The organism is Micromonospora sp. CPCC 205539 (genome assembly GCF_036906815.1).
In the GTDB taxonomy this organism is placed as follows: Bacteria; Actinomycetota; Actinomycetes; order Mycobacteriales; family Micromonosporaceae; genus Micromonospora.
Genome location: NZ_JBAKHW010000017.1, coordinates 1 through 19,740 on the forward strand (window position 1 = coordinate 1; position 19,740 = coordinate 19,740).

At 71.8% G+C, this 19,740-nt stretch carries 14 protein-coding genes; 6 read left to right on the forward strand and 8 right to left on the reverse strand.

Annotated features, from left to right (window positions below; all coding sequences use genetic code 11):
• Window positions 1–793: 793 nt before the first annotated feature.
• Window positions 794–2,584, reverse strand: coding sequence for a family 20 glycosylhydrolase (locus V6V47_RS16655; protein ID WP_442934247.1), 1,791 nt, complete (start codon window positions 2,582–2,584; stop codon window positions 794–796).
• A 280-nt stretch (window positions 2,585–2,864) separates the two neighbouring features.
• Between V6V47_RS16655 and ppdK the strand changes: the two genes are divergently transcribed.
• Window positions 2,865–5,573 (forward strand): pyruvate, phosphate dikinase, encoded by a 2,709-nt coding sequence (gene ppdK, locus V6V47_RS16660; protein ID WP_334629150.1) that lies wholly within the window; start codon window positions 2,865–2,867, stop codon window positions 5,571–5,573.
• A 52-nt stretch (window positions 5,574–5,625) separates the two neighbouring features.
• Here ppdK and V6V47_RS16665 read toward each other — a convergent pair whose 3' ends face one another.
• Window positions 5,626–6,129: a roadblock/LC7 domain-containing protein gene (locus V6V47_RS16665; RefSeq protein WP_334629151.1), complete on the reverse strand. Its 504-nt coding sequence runs from the start codon at window positions 6,127–6,129 to the stop codon at window positions 5,626–5,628.
• Window positions 6,130–6,381: 252 nt separating this feature from the next.
• Between V6V47_RS16665 and V6V47_RS16670 the strand changes: the two genes are divergently transcribed.
• Genes V6V47_RS16670 through V6V47_RS16680 form a run of 3 tightly spaced genes read left to right on the forward strand, consistent with a single transcriptional unit; the run spans window position 6,382 to window position 8,882 of the window.
• Entirely contained in the window at window positions 6,382–6,735 is a 354-nt protein-coding gene (locus V6V47_RS16670) for a VOC family protein (protein WP_334629152.1), read from the forward strand.
• Between the two features lie 55 nt (window positions 6,736–6,790).
• A complete protein-coding gene (locus V6V47_RS16675; RefSeq protein WP_334629276.1) occupies window positions 6,791–8,035 on the forward strand; it encodes a deoxyguanosinetriphosphate triphosphohydrolase in 1,245 nt (414 codons plus the stop codon).
• 10 nt (window positions 8,036–8,045) lie between these two features.
• Entirely contained in the window at window positions 8,046–8,882 is an 837-nt protein-coding gene (locus V6V47_RS16680) for a siderophore-interacting protein (protein WP_334629153.1), read from the forward strand.
• Between the two features lie 65 nt (window positions 8,883–8,947).
• Here the strand turns inward: V6V47_RS16680 and V6V47_RS16685 are convergent, their stop codons facing one another.
• Window positions 8,948–10,156, reverse strand: coding sequence for a low temperature requirement protein A (locus V6V47_RS16685; RefSeq protein ID WP_334629154.1), 1,209 nt, complete (start codon window positions 10,154–10,156; stop codon window positions 8,948–8,950).
• A 134-nt stretch (window positions 10,157–10,290) separates the two neighbouring features.
• On the opposite strand from V6V47_RS16685, the gene dnaG reads away from it, so the two are divergent.
• Both dnaG and V6V47_RS16695 read left to right on the forward strand, forming a co-directional pair.
• The gene (dnaG, locus tag V6V47_RS16690) at window positions 10,291–12,174 is read left to right on the forward strand and encodes a DNA primase (RefSeq protein WP_442934245.1); all 1,884 of its coding nucleotides are present in this window, start codon (window positions 10,291–10,293) and stop codon (window positions 12,172–12,174) included.
• The gene (locus tag V6V47_RS16695; protein WP_334629155.1) at window positions 12,175–12,711 is read left to right on the forward strand and encodes a hypothetical protein; all 537 of its coding nucleotides are present in this window, start codon (window positions 12,175–12,177) and stop codon (window positions 12,709–12,711) included.
• Window positions 12,712–12,728: 17 nt separating this feature from the next.
• Here V6V47_RS16695 and V6V47_RS16700 read toward each other — a convergent pair whose 3' ends face one another.
• From V6V47_RS16700 to V6V47_RS16720, 5 genes are all read right to left on the reverse strand, one after another.
• Window positions 12,729–13,697, reverse strand: coding sequence for a TAXI family TRAP transporter solute-binding subunit (locus V6V47_RS16700; RefSeq protein WP_334629156.1), 969 nt, complete (start codon window positions 13,695–13,697; stop codon window positions 12,729–12,731).
• Window positions 13,694–14,086: a roadblock/LC7 domain-containing protein gene (locus V6V47_RS16705; protein ID WP_334629157.1), complete on the reverse strand. Its 393-nt coding sequence runs from the start codon at window positions 14,084–14,086 to the stop codon at window positions 13,694–13,696. Before V6V47_RS16705 ends, V6V47_RS16700 begins: the two co-directional genes overlap by 4 nt.
• The gene (locus V6V47_RS16710) at window positions 14,083–16,527 is read right to left on the reverse strand and encodes a sensor histidine kinase (protein ID WP_334629158.1); all 2,445 of its coding nucleotides are present in this window, start codon (window positions 16,525–16,527) and stop codon (window positions 14,083–14,085) included. The genes V6V47_RS16705 and V6V47_RS16710 overlap by 4 nt, the downstream gene beginning before the upstream one ends.
• 62 nt (window positions 16,528–16,589) lie before the next feature.
• On the reverse strand, window positions 16,590–17,612 hold the full coding sequence (locus tag V6V47_RS16715; RefSeq protein WP_334629159.1) for a TAXI family TRAP transporter solute-binding subunit: 1,023 nt from the start codon (window positions 17,610–17,612) through the stop codon (window positions 16,590–16,592).
• Window positions 17,609–19,699 carry a TRAP transporter permease gene (locus V6V47_RS16720; RefSeq protein ID WP_334629278.1) on the reverse strand — a complete coding sequence of 697 codons (2,091 nt, stop codon included), beginning with the start codon at window positions 19,697–19,699 and terminating at the stop codon, window positions 17,609–17,611. Before V6V47_RS16720 ends, V6V47_RS16715 begins: the two co-directional genes overlap by 4 nt.
• Window positions 19,700–19,740 lie beyond the last annotated feature (41 nt).

The window sequence follows — 19,740 nt, forward strand, 5'->3', positions numbered from 1 at the left end:
CCACCGGTGAACGCGAGACCAGCAGCGGTCAGAGCGGTGCGACGGATCAGATCGGTACGCATGATGGCGTGCTCCTCTGCCTCGGGGGATGTGCGGCATGGGGGCGTGCGGGCCGCACGAAGAACGCGGGGAAAGTTTCTGGGGATCTGCCCGGCGGCCGGGGGGCCTGCTCGGGTGTCCGGGGGTGTAACCGTGGCGGCCCGGCGGGTGTTCCCGACGGCCGGTGGCTCGGGGTGTAACCGTGGTGGCTTGGCGGGTGTTCCCGGCGACCGGTGGTTACGGGGCTGTGAGCGTGGCGGCCTGCCATGTGTTCTCGGCGGCTGCCGCACCGGGCTCGGGGAGCCGCGGTGGTATGCCATGTTCAACGACCCGGCCCCGGCCACGATTCCACCCTCAGAGTGGCCCCGCCCACGGGACACCACGGCGCAGACCGGCCCACTGCGCGCATCCCACCTCAGACGGAACCGGACACTCACCCCAGAGATGACGAGCGCGCGCCGCCACCCGCCGACACCTCAACCCGCCCCCACGCTCACCGGGCGGCTTGGTGGACGCAACTTCAGGGAAACTGCTGCCTCCTCAGCGTTCGAGGCAGCAGTTTCCCTGAATTTGTGCAGGGCGACGGGATATTAACGACCGATTGTCCGACTCCAGGGCACCTGCGCGCGTTGGCGGGCCCATGATCGCGCCCGATTCAGGAAACAGTGCCCTCCCGGCGCGGACGAGGCCACTACATCCGGGATCGAGCACGATCAGGCGAGGCGGCCAGCAGCGGGCGTGGCCTGACTCCGGTTCAGGCGCTGGGGGCGGGGACGCCGTCCGGCCCGGTCTGGGTCGGAATGGGACGGGAGGTCGACGCGGCGGCCGTACCGGACTGATCCGCTGGCCAGGGGATCTCGGGCGCGGGGTGGAAGGTGATGCCGGCGGTGGCCCAGCGCTGACCGTGGCCAGCCAGCCGATCCCGGAACCCGGCCCAGTCGTGCGTCGCCCGGGGCGACCAGCCCAACTCGGCGATGGCGGGCAGCCGGGGCAGCAGCATGAACTCGATCTCGGCGAGCGAGGTCACCGACTCGGTCCAGAGCGGTGCCTCCACGCCGAGCACCGCCGACTCCGGTACGTCCGTCACGTGTGTGCCGGGGTCCCAGTCGTACGCCTTCCGTACGTCGATGAGGCCCGCCCAGTCGTGCCCGATCGGGGTGTCCGCGGTGTACTTCATGTCCAGGTAGGAATGGTTGCCGGGGGAGACGATCAGCCGGGCGCCCCGGCGTACCGCGTCGAGCGTCGTCGGGTCCTCGTTCGTGGTGCCCCACCACTGGAGGACCCGCCCGTCGACGTGCGCCGCCGGTGCGAGCTGGTGCCAGCCGACCACGGTCTTGCCGGTGTCGGCCACGATCCGCTGTGCCCGCTCGACGAAACCGGTGTACACCTCGCCCTTGACCTTGAACGCCTCGTCGCCGCCGATGTGCAGCCACGGCCCGGGGGTCAGCGCGGCCAACTCGCCGAGCACGTCGGTGACGAAGTCGTACGTCCGCTCGTCGGCGGGGTCGACGTAGCTGAAACCGACCTCGGTGCCGGTGTACGGCGGCGGCGCGACCTTGTCCGGTGCCAGCTCCGGGTACGCGACCAGCGCGGCGTTGGTGTGGCCGGGCAGGTCCACCTCCGGGACCACGGTGATGTGCTGGGCAGCGGCGTAGGAGACGATCCGGCGGTAGTCGGCCTTCGTGTAGTACCCGCCGGGGCCGTCGCCGACCTCGGTCGTTCCACCGGTGGTCGTCAGCCTCGGCCAGGTGTCGACGGCGATCCGCCAGCCCTGGTCGTCGGTGAGGTGCAGGTGCAGGTGGTTGAGCTTGTAGCGGGCCAGGTGGTCCACGACGCGCAGCACGTCCTCGACGGCGAAGAAGTGCCGCGCCACGTCGAGCATCGCGCCCCGGTACGGGAACCGGGGGCGGTCGGTGACGGTGCCACCGGGCAGGACCCACTGCTCGGCGACCGGAGTCAGGCTCTCGATCGCCGATGGCAGCAGTTGGCGCAGAGTCTGTACGCCGTGGAAGAGGCCCGTGGCCGTGCCGGCGGTGATGGTGACGCCGGCCCGGGTCACGGACAGCCGGTACCCCTCGGCGCTCGAACCGTCCGGCTGGTCGTCGGTCAGCACCAGCGCGATACCGCCGGCCGGGGCCGGTCGGGCAGCGCCGGCCACCGGCAGCGGGTAGCCGGTGGCCGGGCGCAGCAACTCGGCGAGTTGCTGGGCGACCGCGAGCGCGGCCGGGTCGTCGCTGGCCAGGACGACCGCGTCGGCCGGCAGCAGCCAGTCCTCGGCGGGGTCCGATTCGACCCGCTGCGGGGCGGGCACGACGTCGGCCAGCCGGACCCGGGCCGGCGAGACGAGCAGGTCGCCGGCGGTCCGCGCGGCCAGCTGGGCCAGCTCGGCCGCGGCCGGTTCGCGAGTCGAAGGACCGGCTAGCTCGGCCGGTTCCGGTTGGCGAGCCGGTCGCGGCACCGGACCGGTGGGCCCGGCCGCGCCGGGGGTGGCGGCGGTGGAGGGGGTGGACACGGCGGCGGCTCCGGGGGTGTATTTGCATCGAATATGGCAAAGGTGAGGTTCGCCGGTGGGCGTGCCATCAAGCGTACGGCGGCGGGCTCGGATGCGTGATCGTGCGCGTGGAAGCGTTCCCAAAAACCGGTACGAACGCGGATAGTCGTGATGGCTGTGCACATTGTCACCGAACGGGCCCAGGTTGCCCGTTGTTCGCTTAACCTTCGCCCACCGATCGGCGGCAGCGGCCGGATTACCGGTGGCCCACCCCGGGGTATGGGAGCAACTGAACCTTCGTTAAGTGTCGGACCGGCGCGCGTGGGAGGCTTTGGTGGCAGCGCAAGACATGGTGCAGGACAAGTACGTCTACGACTTTGCCGAGGGCAACAAGGACCTCAAGGACCTGCTCGGTGGCAAGGGGGCCAATCTGGCCGAGATGACCAACCTCGGCCTGCCCGTTCCGCCCGGCTTCACCATCACCACCGAGGCCTGCAAGGCGTACCTGGCCACCGGTGCACAGCCGGACGGACTGGCCGGCCAGATCGAGGCGCACCTGGAGTCTCTGGAACGCGCCATGGACAAGCGCCTCGGTGACCCGCAGGACCCGTTGTTGGTCTCCGTCCGCTCCGGTGCCAAGTTTTCCATGCCCGGCATGATGGAGACCGTCCTCAACGTCGGCCTCAACGACCACAGTGTGGTCGGGCTCTCCGCGCAGGCCGGGGGCAACGACCGGTTCGCCTGGGACTCGTACCGGCGCCTGATCCAGATGTTCGGCAAGACCGTCTGCGACGTGCCGGGTGACGAGTTCGAGCACGCTCTCGACGAGGCCAAGCGCGCCAAGGGCACCCGGGACGACCTCGACCTGGACGCGGACGACCTGCGCGGGCTGGTCGACGCGTACAAGAAGATCTTCTTGAAGCACACCGGTCGGGAGTTCCCACAGGAGCCGCGCGAGCAGTTGGACCTCGCCATCCGCGCGGTCTTCGAGTCGTGGAACGCCGAGCGCGCGGTGCTCTACCGCCGTCAGGAGCGGATCCCGGCCGACCTGGGCACCGCCGTGAACGTGGTGGCCATGGTCTTCGGCAACCTCGGCCCGGACTCCGGCACCGGCGTGGCCTTCACCCGTGATCCGGCGAGCGGCGCGCAGGGCATCTACGGCGACTACCTGGCCAACGCCCAGGGCGAGGACGTGGTCGCCGGCATCCGCAACACCGTGCCGTTGCAGGACCTGGAGCGGCTGGACAAGTCGTCCTACGACGAGTTACTCGGAATCATGGCCCGGCTGGAGGGGCACTACCGGGACCTCTGCGACATCGAGTTCACCATCGAGCGCGGCAAGCTGTGGATGCTGCAGACCCGGGTCGGTAAGCGCACTGCGGCCGCCGCGTTCGTCATCGCCGGGCAGCTCGTCGACGAGGGCCTGATCGACCTAAACGAGGCGCTGCACCGGGTCAACGGCGCGCAGTTGGCCCAGCTCATGTTCCCCCGCTTCCAGCTCGACCACGAGTTCCAGCCGGTGGCCAAGGGCATCGGCGCCTCACCCGGCGCGGCGTCGGGCAAGGTGGTCTTCACCTCCGCCCGGGCCGTCGAGCTGGCGGCCGAGGGTGAGTCGGTGATCCTGGTCCGCCGGGAGACCAACCCGGACGACCTGAACGGCATGATCGCCGCGAAGGGCATCCTCACCTCGCGCGGCGGCAAGACCAGTCACGCGGCCGTGGTGGCCCGGGGGATGGGCAAGACCTGCGTCTCCGGCGCCGACGAGATCGAGGTCAACGTGCCGGCGAAGCGGTTCACCGTCGCCGGCCAGACCGTCGGTGAGGGCGACGTCGTTTCCATCGACGGCACCACCGGGAAGGTCTACCTCGGTGAGGTGCCGGTCATGCCGTCCGAGGTGGTGCAGTACTTCGAGGGCAGCCTCGACCCGGAGCACATCGACAATGCGCTGGTTCGGGCCGTACACCGGATCATGACGCACGCCGATGCGAATCGGCGGCTGGCGGTCCGCACGAACGCCGACACCGGCGCGGACGCGGCCCGTGCCCGGCGCTTCGGCGCCGAGGGCATCGGGCTGTGCCGCACCGAGCACATGTTCCTCGGCGACCGGCGTGAGCTGGTCGAGCGGCTGATCCTCGCCCGCGCCGAGGGTGAGCGGGACGCGGCGCTGGCGGCGCTGCTGCCGTTGCAGCGGGCCGACTTCGAGGAGATCTTCCGCGAGATGGACGGCCTCCCGGTCACCGTCCGGCTCATCGACCCGCCGCTGCACGAGTTCCTGCCGCCGCTGGAGCAGCTCGCCGTCGACGTCGCGGTCGCCCAGGAGCGCGGCGAGGACGTGGCCAAGGAGGAGGCGCTGCTCGCCGCCGTCCGGCGGATGCACGAGGAGAACCCGATGCTCGGGCTGCGGGGCGTTCGCCTCGGCCTGGTCATCCCCGGCCTGTTCGCGATGCAGGTCCGCGCCATCGCCGAGGCGGCCGTCGCCTGCGTGCGCGGCGGCGGGACGGCCAAGCCGGAGATCATGGTGCCGCTGGTCGGCGCCGTGCAGGAGCTGGAGACGGTCCGCGCCGAGGCCGAGAAGATCATCGCCGAGGTCGTCGGTGACAGCGGGGTCGAGGTGCTGATCGGCACGATGATCGAGGTGCCCCGGGCGGCGCTGACCGCCGGGCAGATTGCCGAGGCGGCGCAGTTCTTCTCCTTCGGCACCAACGACCTGACCCAGATGGGCTGGGGCTTTTCCCGCGACGATGTCGAGGGCGCGTTCTTCTGGCGCTACCTGGAGTTGGGCATCTTCGGCATCTCGCCGTTCGAGTCGATCGACCGCGACGGGGTGGGCCGGCTGGTGCGGATCGCCACCGAGGAGGGGCGTGCCGCCCGGCCGGGCCTGAAGATCGGCGTCTGCGGCGAGCACGGCGGTGACCCCGACTCGGTGCACTTCTTCCACGAGGTCGGGCTGGACTATGTCTCCTGCTCGCCGTTCCGGGTGCCGGTGGCCCGGCTCGAAGCCGGCCGGGCGGCCGTGCAGACCGACGGCTCGGACAGCCGCTGACGGAGGACCGGCGGCGGGCCCGAACGAGACCGGGCCCGCCGCCGACACCGGCTCAGATCGGCGGGCGACGCCAGGTGGGTCGGGTCGAGCGGCGCAGCTGCGTCGGCAGGGTTGCCATCGGGGTACGCATGGCCAGCGGGGCGTGTGCGTCTGGGATGCTGGCGACGGCGCGGACCCCGCTGCGGCGACGATCGTCCAGCATCGAGCCGGCCCGACGGGCCACCACCCGCGCCTCCTCGTGCAGCGCCTCCAGGTCCTCCGCCGGCGCGATGGTGACCAGGGTGAGCAGAGCGGTGCGCCCGGCCGGGTAGGTCACCACGCAGCCGGCGGTCGTGCACACCACCGACTCCCGGAACTCGCCGTGCTTGACCGTGTCGGCTACCCGGTGGCCGAGGCCGAAGCTGGCCGCGGCGAGCGCGGCGAGGTGGGTCGCGTCGGTGCTGGGCAGGTCGCTGGAGATGAGCAATCCGTCGGTGCCGGCCAGGACCGTCCCGGCGATCTCGGGGCGACGTCGGCGCAGCCAACGTAGTTCCGTTCCCACCGTGTCTGCGTCCACGAGCGTTTCCCCTCACCGGTCGGGCTCTGGCGTCGGTCGGCTGGTCACGTTACGCGCTGGGAACGCTACCGGTGGCCACCTCCGCTCGCGAGCCCGTAACCCTCGGCAATCGGTTGACAACTCAGGGCCGATCGGCGGTTGTGGACCCATGAACGAGGCGTCGGGAGCAGGTCGAGTGGGTGTGGCGGGCGTAATCTTGGCTCGCTCGTACACCGCCGATTGCGTTCGCCGTCGAGGGGGAAGGGTCACTGAATGACCAGCGTCTGGGAGAACCTGACCGTCGACGCCCGCGACCCGGCCCGACTGGCCCGTTGGTGGGCCGAGGCGCTCGGCTATCACATCATCACCGACCGGCCCGACGAGGTGGAGATCCGCCAGTCTGCCGACAAGCTTCCCGGCCTGGTCTTCGTGCCGGTGGCGGACGGAAAGCAGACCAAGAACCGGCTGCACCTCGACCTGCGTCCGGCGGACCAGGAGGCTGAGGTCGAGCGACTGGTCGACATGGGTGCCCGGCACGTCGACGTCGGCCAAGGCGACGTCGAGTGGACGGTGCTCGCCGACCCGGAGGGCAACGAGTTCTGCGTTCTCCGTGAGCGCGAGGAGTGAGCCGGGTTTGCGAGCCCCGCAGTCGCGAGCAAAAGCGGCCGTGCGAGCGCGAGGAGTGAGCCGGGCGGACGCCCGGCTGGTCGAGGAGGCACCGAAGGACACCGGCCATCGCCGGTCACCGTACGAGCGTGACCGTGCCCGGGTGCTGCACTCCGCGGCGTTCCGCCGGCTCGCCACCAAGACCCAGGTGCACACCGCCGGCACCGACGACTTCCTGCGTACCCGGCTGACCCACTCGCTGGAGGTGGCCCAGATCGCCCGGGAGATGGGTGCCCGCCTGGGCTGCGACCCGGACGTGGTGGACGTCGCGGGTCTCGCCCACGACCTCGGGCACCCGCCGTTCGGGCACAACGGTGAGGCCGCGTTGGACCTGCTCGCCACGCCGTGCGGTGGCTTCGAGGGCAACGCGCAGACGCTGCGGGTGCTGACCCGGCTGGAGGCGAAGGTGCTCGCCCCGGATGGGACGTCCGCCGGGCTCAACCTGACCCGGGCCTCGCTCGACGCCAGCGGCAAGTACCCCTGGCCGCGCCGCCCGGGGCAGCGCAAATTCGGGGTGTACGCGGACGACACGGCCGTCTTCGGCTGGATCCGCGCCGGTGCTCCCGGCGACCGGCGTTGTCTGGAGGCGCAGGTGATGGACTGGGCCGACGACGTCGCGTACTCGGTGCACGACGTCGAGGACGGCATCCACGGCGGGTACGTCACGCTGCGCCCGTTGCTCACCGATGCCGACGAGCGGGCCGCGCTCTGCGCCGACGTGGCACAGACCTACTCCGGCGAGTCCGCGGTCGATCTGGCCGAGGTGCTGGTCGACCTGCTGGCCGACCCGCTGCTCGCCCCGTTGGCCGGGTACGACGGCAGCCACCGCGCGCTGGCCGCCCTGAAGGCCACCACCAGCGGGTTGACCGGCCGGTTCGTCTCCGCGGCGGTGGCCGCCACCGAGGAGAAGTTCGGCTCCGGCCCGCACCGGCGCTACGCCGCTGATCTGGTGGTGCCGAGGCTGGTTCGGGCGCACTGCGCCCTGCTCAAGGGCATCGCGCTGCGCTACGTGATGCGTCGTTCCGGCTTCCGGGGCCGCTACGAGCGGCAGCGGGCGATGCTGGCCGAGCTGGTGGCGGCGCTCGTGCACAGGGCGCCGGACGAGCTCGATCCGATCTTCGCCCCGTTGTGGCTCGCGGCGCCGGACGACGACGCCCGGCTGCGCGTGGTGATCGATCAGGTCGCCTCGCTGACCGACCCGGGAGCGGTGACGTGGCACACCCGCTTGGCCGGCGGTGGCGGTCAGCGCCACTTAGGCTAACCTAACTGGCATGACGGAACGCCCCAGGAACGTCACCTCGGCCCGGGTGCTGCGCACCGAGCGGCCCACCCCCCACCTGATCCGGCTCACCCTCGGCGGGGACGAGCTGACCGGCCTGCCGGTGGGCGAGTTCACCGACCACTACATCAAGCTGGTCTTCCTCCAGCCCGGCGTCGCGTACCCGCAGCCGCTCGACCTGGCCGCGATCCGGCGCGACCTGCCCCGGGAGCAGTGGCCCCGGCTGCGCGCGTACACCGTGCGGCGCTGGGATCCGCTGAGCGGTGAGCTGACCGTGGACGTCGTGCACCACGGCGACGAGGGGTTGGCCGGCCCGTGGGCCGCCGCGCTGCGCCCGGGTGACCCGGTGCACTTCGTCGGCCCCGGCGGGGCGTACGCCCCGAGCCCGGCCGCCGACTGGCACCTGCTGGTCGGCGACGAGAGCGCGCTGCCGGCGATCGGCGCCGCGCTGGAACGGCTGCCGCTGGGCGCCCCGGCCCACGTCTTCGTGGAGATCAGCGACGCGGCGGAGGAGCAGCACCTGCCCAGCCCGGGCGCGGTCCAGCTCACCTGGCTGCACCGTGGTGACCGCCCGGTCGGCGCCGCATTGGTGGCGGCGGTGCGTGAGCTGGAGTTTCCGCCGGGTGTGGTGCACGCCTTCGTCCACGGCGAGGCGACCTTCGTCAAGGAGTTGCGCCGGCTGCTGCGCGTCGACCACGCCGTGCCCGCCGACCAGCTCTCCATCTCCGGTTACTGGCGACGCGGCATGGACGACGAGGGTTGGCGCTCGACCAAGGCCGACTGGAACCGGCAGGTGGCGGCCGAGGAGCCGGCCTCCCTTCCCGCCTGACAGGTGGATCAGTCTTGGCCGTCGTCGAGGCCAGGTACCCACCTGAGTGCCGTGGCGGTCCCAGCTCACCGCTCGGTCCGCCGGTCCCAGTCCTGACGGAGCGTGGTGAGCCGTCGGTTGAGCACCACGGCGTACGCGACGATCGTCGCGGAGAAGAGGAACAGCAGCAGGCGCGGCTCACGTACCGTCGTGGCGATCACGCTGACCGAGATCACCACGTACGCGGTGATCGCCAACCGGCCCACGCTCGGCCGGGCCGTGAGCCAGTAGAGGGCCAGCCCGCACAACGTCCAGACCACGACCGAGGCGGCCAGCAGCAGGCGTAGCTCCAGCGGCAGCCGGTCCGTGCCGTGGTCGACCAGCCGTACCACCTGCCCGAGCGACCAGCCGAGCAGCAGCAGCGACCCTTCGAGTGGGATGTGCAGGTAGCTGTAGGCCTGTCCACCGCGTAACCACACCACCGCGAGGCGGGTGGTGACGAAGGTGGTGTAGACCCACCAGATGGCGGCCGGCACCACGAAGGCAAGCCCGGCGATGAGCAGCTCGTGCGGTCGGGGGTGGTCGGGTACCGCGAAGAGCAGGCCGGCCAGCGCGCTGCCCAGCACGATGATGGTGAACTGCCCGATCCGCTCCGGCAGGTGGCGTTTGTCCACCGGCCACTGGTCGAGCCGGCGCCGGCCGACCCAGGGCGTGGCCAGTTCGATGACCATCGCGACGATCCACAGCACCGGGCGCTGCGCGGTCGGCACGGCCAGCGAGACCAGCCAGATCAGCCAACCCAGCCCGAACCCGATCAGGTAGACCGTGGTTATCGTGCGAGCTGTCGGGCTCGTCGGCCGGGCCCGCAGGTAGAGCAGGAGCAGCACGCCCCGGACGATCAGGTACCCGACCGGCAGCAGGACGCTCTCCGGCACCTCGTCCACGCCGAGCGTCATCGCGCCGGCCCCGACCAGCGCGACCAGCACCAGCAGCCGGTGCGGCAGGTCGTCCGGGTCGAAGCGGGTGTCGTAGTAGACCTGCCCCAGCCAGGCCCACTGCACCACCAGGAAGAGCCCCAGCACGGCCAGCACGGACCCTTGGGCGGGGGTCGGGTCGGTCTCCAGTCGGGCCACCACCGCCGCCAGCGCGTACACGAAGACGACGTCCAGGAAGAGCTCCAACCAGGTGGCGTGCCGGTGTCCGGCCTCGTCCGTCACCGGTGTCTGCCCGCGTACGGTGAGCCGACCGGTCAGCCAACCCGGCAGGCGGGCGCCTCCGGTCCGTACCCTCCGCATCTGGTCATGGTCCCCGCGCGGGCCCGGCACCGGGCGCGAACCGGCGAGCCGGCGGCGGTGGCCGCCACACCGGCGTCCCCCGGCCGGCGTGCCGCCGGTCCGGCAGGGCAGGATGTACGCCGAGGGGGTGGCGCATGGCTGGGCGGATCCGGGACGAGGACATCGCACTGGTCCGGGAACGCACCTCGATCGGTGACGTGATCTCCGAGACCGTCACCCTGAAGTCCGCTGGCGGCGGCAACCTCAAGGGTCTGTGCCCGTTCCACGACGAGAAGAGCCCGTCGTTCAACGTCTCGCCGGCCCGCAACGTCTGGTACTGCTTCGGCTGCGGGGCGGGCGGCGACGCGATCAAGTTCCTGATGGACGCCGAGCACCTCAGCTTCATCGAGTCCGTCGAGCGGCTGGCCGGCCGCGCCGGCATCCAGCTGCGCTACGTGGAGGACGACAGGGGCACCCCGCGCCCCCGCCCGCAGCAGGGTCAGCGCCAGCGCCTGGTCGCCGCGCACGCCGCCGCGGTCGAGTTCTACCGGTCCCAGCTCAGCACGGCAGGGGCGCGGCCGGCGCGGGAGTTCCTCGCCCAGCGTGGCTTCGACCGGGCCGCCGCCGAGCGCTACGGCTGCGGGTTCGCGCCGGACGGTTGGGACCTGCTCACCAAGCACCTGCGGCAACAGGGCTTCACCCACCAGGAGTTGGTGACCGGCGGGCTGTCCCGGGAGGCCCGCTCGGGCTCGCTGATCGACCGGTTCCGCCGCCGGCTGCTCTGGCCGATCCGCGACCTCGCCGGCGACGTGATCGGCTTCGGCGCCCGCAAGCTCTTCGACGACGACGACGGCCCGAAGTACCTGAACACCCCCGAGACGCCGATCTACAAGAAGTCGCACGTGCTGTACGGCATCGACCAGGCCAAGCGGGAGATCGCCAAGCAGGGGCGGGCGGTGATCGTCGAGGGCTACACCGACGTGATGGCCTGCCACCTGGCCGGCGTGACCACGGCCGTGGCGACCTGCGGCACCGCGTTCGGCGCGGACCACATCGGGGTGCTGCGCCGGCTCCTGCTGGACACCGACTCGGTGGCCGGGGAGATCATCTTCACCTTCGACGGGGACGCCGCCGGGCAGAAGGCCGCGCTGCGCGCCTTCTCCGACGACCAGCGCTTCGTGGGCCGTACGTTCATCGCGGTCAGCCCGGACAACATGGACCCGTGCGAGCTCCGGCTGGCCAAGGGCGACCTGGCGGTACGCGACCTGGTGGCCCGGCGCGAGCCGCTGGTCGACTTCGCGCTGCGGCACGAGATCGGCCGGTTCGACCTGGACACCGTCGACGGTCGGGTCGAGGCCATGCGCCGGGCCGCGCCGCTCGTCGCGCAACTCAAGGACCGGGAGAAGCGCCCCGAGTACGTCCGCAAACTCGCCATGGACCTCGGCATGGAGATCGAGCCGGTGCAGCGGGCGGTGCTCGCCGCCGCGAACGCCCCACCGCCCGGGGCCTCCCGGGACGCGGCACCCGCCGCCCGGCCCGCGCCGGCCCGGCCCGAGCCGATGCCGGACAACCCGCAGTCGATGGTCGAGCGGGAGGCGTTGAAGTTGGCCCTCCAGCAGCCGGTGCTGGCCGGGCCGATGTTCGACGCGGTGGAGGCCACGGAGTACGGGCACCCGATGCACGTCTCGGTGCGCGCGGCCATCGCCGCGGCCGGCGGGGCCGCGTCGGCGACCGGCGGCGCGGTCTGGATCGAGTCGGTCCGCGACACCTGCGAGGATCTGACGTCGGCGGCGCTGGTCGGTGAGCTGGCGGTCGAGCCGCTGCGGATCGACGGCGAGGCGGACCCGCGCTACGTGTCGATCACGATGGCCCGGGTGCAGTTCGGGTCGGTGACCGCCCGCGTCCGGGACCTGAAGTCGCGCATCCAGCGGATCAACCCGGTCAACAACAAGGACGAGTACTTCGCCGCCTTCGGCGAGCTGCTGTCACTGGAGCAGCACGCGAGGGCGCTGCGCGAGCAGGCCGCGGGAGGTCTCTAGATGGGGCTGTTCAGCCGCAAGCCGAAGCTTCCCCAGGCTGCCCGGCCACCGCTGACCGCCGACGAGCGGGTGCTGGCCTGGGCGGCGGCGGGTAACGGCGAGGGCGACGGGGTGGTGGTGGCCAGCAACCTCGGGCTGTGGCTGCCCGGCCGGGGGCACCGGATCGGCTGGCACGACATCCTCAAGGCGGTCTGGTCCGGCCGGGAGTTGACCGTCACGCCCGCCGAGGCCCTCGTCGAGCGCGACGGCTACACCGTGGTCGTCGACGGCCCGGCCGAGCCGTACCTGCTGCTCGACCCGGGTGAGTTGCCGCACCAGGTGCGGGCTCGGGTGACCCGCTCGGTCGCGTACACCGAACACCACCCGGTGCCCGGCGGCGCGGCCCGGGTCGCGGCCCGACGAGCGGCCGGGGTGGACGGTCTGGCGTGGACGGTCCGTCTCGACCCGGGCACCCCGGCGGACGACCCGGAGCTGCTCGCCGAGACCGACCGTCTGGTTACGGCGGCCCGTGCCGCCACCGCACCCGCCAACCTGTGAGCGAACGCTCGGTCTGCTCAACTGCCCCGGTAGTAGCGACTGGCGCCGGGGTGCAGCGGGATCGGGTCGCTCAGCGCGGCGCTGGTCCGGTTGAAGTTCGCCGCCTCGGGATGGACGCTGATCAGCTCCCCCTGGTGGTCGAAGAGCGTCCGGGTGAGGTCGTACGCCAGGTCGTCGGGCATGTCGGCGCTGACCAGGATCACATTCGCCACGGTGATGGTGGGCGCGTCGCTCGCCGTGTTGTAGACGTTGGCGGCCAGCGTCGAGGTGGTGTAGACGGAGCCGTAGCCCTTTTCGAGCGGCTGGAGGAGGTCGTCCAGCGGTAGCAGTCGGAACGTGCCGGGCGAACTGGTGAGCAGGTCCTTGATGCCGGGCGTGGGCAGGCCGCCGGAGAAGAACAGGGCGTCCAGGGTGCCAGCCCGCATCTGTTTCACCGTCTCGGGCAGCGACAGGTTGAGCCGCCGCACATCGCGATCCGGGTCGAGACCCGCAGCGTTGAGCAGCCGGCCGGCGATGATGTCGGTGCCGGACTTCGGCGAGCCGGTGGAGACCCGCTTGCCGCGCAGGTTCGCGACGGTCCCGATCTTCCCGTCGGTGCGCACGATCAGGTGGGTGTAGTTGCTGTAGATGCGGGCCAGCGCCCGGACCGGCTGCGGCTTCCCATCGAACGCGCCCCGCCCGGTGATCGCGTCGGCCGCGGTGTCGGCGAGACTGAAGGCGATCTCCATGTCGCCGTTGGCCAGGCGGTTGATGTTCTCCACCGAGGCGCCGGTCGGTTCGGCCCGCGCCTCGTAGCCGGGCAGATGCCGATTGATCAGATCCGCGTAGCCGCCGCCGAGCTGGTAGTAGACACCGGTGGTGTTGCCGGTGGCCAGGAAGATCCGCCCGCCGTGCCAGGCGTTCGACCTGGGCGATTCGCCGCCGCAACCCGTGACGAGCACGGCCAGCAGCAGCGACGCCACCAGCCGCCGCAGTCGTCCGGTCACCGGCGCGCCGCCGGCTCCAGTGCCTCAGCCACCCGCTGGACCAGGGTCGCCGTCTCGTAGCCGATCTGGCCGAGGTCGCAACCGGGCGCCGCGAGCACGCCGAGCAGCGCGCGTGAGCCGACCGCCATCACCAGCAGCACACCGCCGTCCATGTCGACGATCTGCTGCCGTACGCGGCCGGCGGACATCAGCCGAGCAGCGCCGATGGTCAGACTCGCCAGACCGCTGATCACCGCGGCGAGCTGATCGACCTGGTCGGTCGAGAGGTGGGGGGAGGCGGCCAGTCGAAGCCCGTCCTCGGAGACCGCGAGGGCATGCGAGACGTCCGGCACCTGGTCCACGAAGTTCGCGAGCAGCCAGTCCAGGCCTGTTGTCACGGGTGGGGTCAACGGATTCTCCCGGTGGGTGTCGAGTACGGATTGGAGCGGGCGGCGCTCGCCACGCCCTCGGCGAGGGCGCTGAGGCGACGCCGGACCACCTCGGGATCGAGCAGATCCGGCTCGGTGCGCGACGGCGGTGGGGCGGGCGGGTTCGTCGGCAGGTTCGTGGGTAGCTGTTCACCGCGGTTGCGACGAGGCAGCCCGCCGGCGGTGACCTGTGGCGTTGGCGGGCTGCCCGGCGGCGGCGAGAAGGCAGCGCCGGGCAGGGGCGGCACCGCTGGTGGCCGTACCGTGGCGACGCCGCGAATCTGACCGCCCGCGCCCAGACCAACGGCGAACTCGGTGGCCGCCGGGTGCGGTGGCCCATCCGGTGGCTTCGCCATGCCCGCTCCCGGTGCCATGCCCCTGCTCCCGGCCTGGGCGGACACCAGCGGTCGCGCCCCGGTGGCACCCTTGCTGCCCTGCCGAAACCATGCCGCTGGCCGGCCGGGCAGCGGCCGACCCGCCACGGGCTGGTGACTGGTGACCGCCTCGACCCGGGTCAACAGCACGTCGGGGATATCCACCTGCGCGACCGTGCCGCTGCCGGTGTTGTAGAGCTGCACCTGGATTCCGTACCGGTTGGCCAGGTGAGCCACCACGTGCAGCCCCATGCTGCCGGCCGCCGCGCTGCTGAGCATGGCCGGGCTCGCGAGCCGCTCGTTGATCGCGGCCAGCCGGCCCGGCCGGATGCCGATCCCGTGGTCGTGCACCCGCAGCAGGAGCCCGTCCACCGTGCGCCGGCCGTCGACCAGCACGGGAGCGTGCGGCGGTGAGTAGACGGTGGCGTTCTCCAGCAGCTCGGCGAGGAGGTGCACCAGGCTGCCGACCGCGGCGCCCTGGACCCCAGCCACCGGCAGGTTCAGCTCCACCCGAGGGTAGTGCTCGATCTCCGAGGCTGCCGCCCTGACCACGTCCTCCAGAACGAGCGGAGCCTCGTGCCCCCGGCTCGGCTCGCCGCCGGCGAGGACCAGCAGGTTCTCCCCGTTGCGGCGCAGGCGCGCGGCGAGGTGGTCCAGGGCGAAGAGGCGTTCCAGGATCTGGGGATCGGTCTCCTCGCGCTCGAAGTCGTCCAGCATCCGTAGCTGGCGGGTGATCAGCGTACGGATCCGGCGGGCCAGCGCCTCGGCCATCCGGGTCATGTCCAGGCGCAGCTCGGCCTGCGCGCCGGCGAGGCGCAGTGTGGTCTTGCTGACCGTGCCGAAAGCGGCGGCGACCTGGGCCACCTCGTCGTGACCGCGCGCGATCGCGGCGGTCACCGCGTCGGCGGCGCTCTCGTCCGGGCTCTCCGCTCCGGCGGCGATGGCGGTGACGCGTTCCGGCAGCTCGTGGTTCGCCATGGCCAGTGCCGCGGCCCGGAGCCGGCTCAACCGCCGACTGATGCGAATCGCCAGCACCGCCGCCGTGACCAGTGAGCCTAGCGCCACCGCGCCGGTCACCCCACCGGTGAGCAGGGCCGTCCACAGCGCGTCGCGGGCCAGCGCCGCGGCGTCGCGGTCGAGGTCCTCGGAGAGTTCCCGGCCGAGCAGGTTGTACCGGCGGATGGTGCCACTCTGCGCCACGAACCAGGCGTCGCCGTCGGTCTTCATCGCCTGGGCGCCACCGTCGGTCTCCAGCACCGCGTCCCGCATGCCGTGTGCGGTCTCCACGTCGGCACCGCTCATCAGCCGTACCCAGGAGCTGTTCGCCGTGCCGGTCGCGATCCGGAGGAACTCGGCCTCGCGCTGTTCCTGGGCACCGTGTAGCCAACCGAGCCTGGCGAGTTCGCCGGCGGCGAGCTTGCCCCGAACGAAGACAGCGCGCAGCAGGTCACGTTCGACGGAGGCCAGATGCTCCTGAGCGGCGACGGCGGCGACTTCCCGGGCGGCGTTCGCCAGCTCCGGGTCACGCAGCTGGGCCGGCAGCGCGTCCGCGACGGCGAGCAGTGACTCGACGGTGCGGGCGTACGCCGGGTCCGCCTCCGTGCCGGCCAGCGCCAGGGCGCGGTTGGGGGAGAGTCGTTCGAGCTGCGCTTCGGCGCTGCTGAGCACCGGCGTCAGCTCCGGCACGGACTGCCGGGCCTCTTCACCGGCGGAGCGGTACCGCTCGACGGCGGTGTCGACGCGGCGCCGCTGCGCATCCACCAGTGGCCGTCCGGCCGTGCCGCCGCGTTGGCGTAGGGCCGCCGTCTCGCCGAGTTCCCGTTCCAGCTCGTGGACCAGTTGGACGGTGACGGTGGCGGTGCCGGAGAGGACACGGGCCCGGTCGGCGTCCGCGGTGGCGGCGAGCGCGGCGTTGGTCTGCGTGGCACCGAGCACGGTCAGACCGATGATGGTCACCATGATCGGCGCGAGCAACTGGGTGCGGATCGAGCGCAGGTTCTCGAGGGCGCGGCTGGTGCGGTGCTGGCGTACGTGGGCGGGGAGCGGCACGGGGTCTCCCAGGTCGGGGTGGTGCCCGGCCCGGGCGGTGAGCCCGGGCCGGGACGATCGGATCAGCTCGCGGCGTTCAGCTCGGTCAGTGCCGTCTCCGCCCCGCGGTGCAGCGGCACCGGGTCGGTCTTGCGTGCCTTGTTGAGGTCGATGCCCTTGGCCGCCGGGTTGGCCTGGCTGAGGGCGTCCTTCTTCTCGAACACGGTCTTTGTGATGACGCAGGCGACGTTGGCGTCGAGGTTGTCGCGCACCAGTAGGACGTTCGGTACCACGATGGTCGGGACGTCGGCGGGGGTCTTGTAGACGTCCTTGGCGATCGTGCCGGCCTGGTACGCCGGGTTCAGCTCCGCCATCTTCGGCAGCAGCGGGGTGATGTCAATGAACTTGACCTTGTCGGCCGCGGTGGTGAAGAGGTCGGTGACGCCACCGGTCGGGGTGCCCCCGGACCAGAAGAAGCCGTCGATGCTGCCGTCCTTCATGCCGTCGACGGTCTTGGTCAGGTCGAGCCGCTGCGCCTGGACGTCCTTCGCCGGGTCGAGGCCGGCCGCGGTCAGCAGCCGCTGCGCGATGACCTCCGTACCGGACTTGGGCGATCCGGTGGAGATCTTCTTTCCCTTCATCTCAGCGACCGAGGTGATCCCCGCGTCGGCCCGGACGACGACCTGGGTGTAGTTGTCGTAGATCCGCGCGAGCGCCTTGACCGGCTGCGGCGCTTTGAAGCTCCCCTTGCCCTGCGTCGCGTTGACCGCGGTGTCGAAGAGCGAGAAGGCCACGTCGTACTGCCCGGCGACGAGCTGCTCGATGTTCTGCACCGAGGCGCCGGTCTCGGCGGCGGTGCCGGTGAGCTTGCCGCCGCTGGCGGTGGCCAGTTGCCCGGCGAGCGCGTTGCCGACGACGTAGTAGACCCCGGTGGCGTTGCCGGTGGCGATGCCGACCCGGGTGTCCTTGGTGACCTCGCAGGCGACGGCGCTGGAGGTGTCGTCGGTGGCCGCACCCTTCTGCTGGCCTCCGCATCCGGCGACGCCGGCCGTGACCAGGGCGAACGCCCCGAGACCCGCGGCTATTCGCACGTTGATCCGTCTCACCTTTTCTCCTCCTGATGGTCTTGCTGATTGACGCTCCTACCAGCGGCGGCCGTCCGGTTGGCCGCGCCGCGACGGAGCAGAACACCCGTCGCGGTGAGCGCGACCAGGGCGGCGCCGACCATGACGGGGACAGGTTCGAGCCACAGCAGCACCAGCCCGGCGATCGCGCCGAGGATCCGCTCGGGCGTCCCGGCCCGGCCGACGCCGGGCAACCAACCGCCGGCCGCCACCGCGAGCACGGCGACCCCGAGCGCGGTGGCCAGGCCGGCGAGCAGGACGCGGTCCACCCCGCCGATGCCGAGCAGCCCGAGCCCGGTCGGCGTGAGCACGAAGGCGATCGGAATGAGGTACGCCGGTAACGCGTACCGCAGGGTGTGCCACATGGTCGGGACCAGTCGCCCGCCCGTGACGGCGGCGGCGGCCACGGCGGCGAGCGCGGTCGGTGGGGAGACCTCGGAGAGCACCGCGAAGTAGAAGACGAACATCGCCGCGGCAGGTGTGGCGACGCCCAGGTTGAGCAGTGCGGGCCCGATGATCACCCAGCCGATCACGAACGAGGCGGTGACCGGCACGGCCAGGCCGAGCAGGGTGAGCGCGATCGCGGCGAGCAGGGCGGTGAGCGCGAGCACCACGAACGGGTCGGAGCTGACCGCCTGGGCGCCGCTGAGCAGCAGCGCCGCGGCCTGCGGACCGAGCCCGGTCTTGGTGGTGGTGGCGGTGATGATGCCGGCCGCGGCGCAGACCGCGCTGACCGCCAGCACTCCGCGCACCCCGTTGCTGAGCGCCTCGACCAGGCGTGCCGGGGTGAGCCGGTGCCGCCGGTCCAGGAAGGAGAGCGCAGCCGCCAACGCGGTGGCCAGCACCACGGCCCTGGTCGCCGAGGCGCCGACGGCGAGCATCACGACGATCACGATCAGCGAGAGGAAGTGGTAACCGAAGCGGGCCAGCAGCGTCCAGGCCGAGCCGGCGTCGATCGTCACCCGACGCACCCCGGAGCGGCGGGCGTCGATCTCCACGGCGAGCAGGATGCCCAGGTAGTAGAGGAGGGTCGGCACGGTGGCCCAGCCGAGCACCTGGAGGTACGAGACGCCGAGGTATTCGGCGATGATGAACGCGGCGGCGCCCAGCGTCGGCGGTGACAGGATCGCGCCGACGCCGGCCGCGGCGAGCATGCCGCCGGCCCGCTCCGCCGGATAGCCGGCCCGCCGCAGAATCGGCCAGGTGACCGAGCCGATGCTGACCGTGGTGGCCGCGCCCGAGCCCGAGACGGTGCCGAGAAGGAAACCGGCGGCGACCGCGGTGCGTCCCGGTGCGGTTCGGGAGCGGCGGAAGGCGGCGGCGGAGAGTTCCACGAAGAACCGGCCGGCGCCGGAGAGGTCCAGCACGGCGCCGTAGATGGTGAAGAGCACGATGTACGAGGCGGCGACGTCCAGTGGGGTGCCGTAGAAGCCGCTGTCGGAGTTGTAGAACGCGTCGATGAGCTGCCCGAAGTCGAGCCCTGCGTGGGCCACCGGCCAGGACTGCGGCAGCAACCCGCCGTAGTAGCCGAAGGCGAGGAAGAGCACACAGACCGCGGGAAGGATCCACCCGGTGGTCCGCCGGCACGCCTCCAGCAGCAGGAGCAGCAGTACGGTGCCGAGCACCATGTCGACCGGGTCGAGCAGCCCCTGACGATCGAGGAAGGCGTTGTAACCGCCGCCACCCGTGCCGATGGCCACCGGCAACACCGGGTAGAGGCAGCTCATCAGCGCGGCCACGGCGAGCGCCCAGTCGAGCGGGGTGGGACGGTTTCGTCTCGTCGATCCGCTCGGCGGGTCGGTGGTCGCTGCCGACGTGCCTCGTCGGGGCAGGCGCACTCCCGAGGGGTACGCCAGGAAGACCATGGGCAGGATGCCGGCAAGGAAGATGATCAGGTAGAACTTGCTGCCCTGTGCGAGAGGGAAGAAGACCTGCCAGATTGCGAGGGCGGCGACGGCGAGGGTGACACCGGTGCAGAAGAGGCCGAGCGGTCCGGTGAACACCCGACCCGGTTTCTCATCCTCGAATTGGGCCGCCAACTCACGGTCGGGCTGCCCGCCGACGGCCAGCGGGGCGGGGTCGGTCGCGCCGGGTTCCGTCGCCGGCTCCT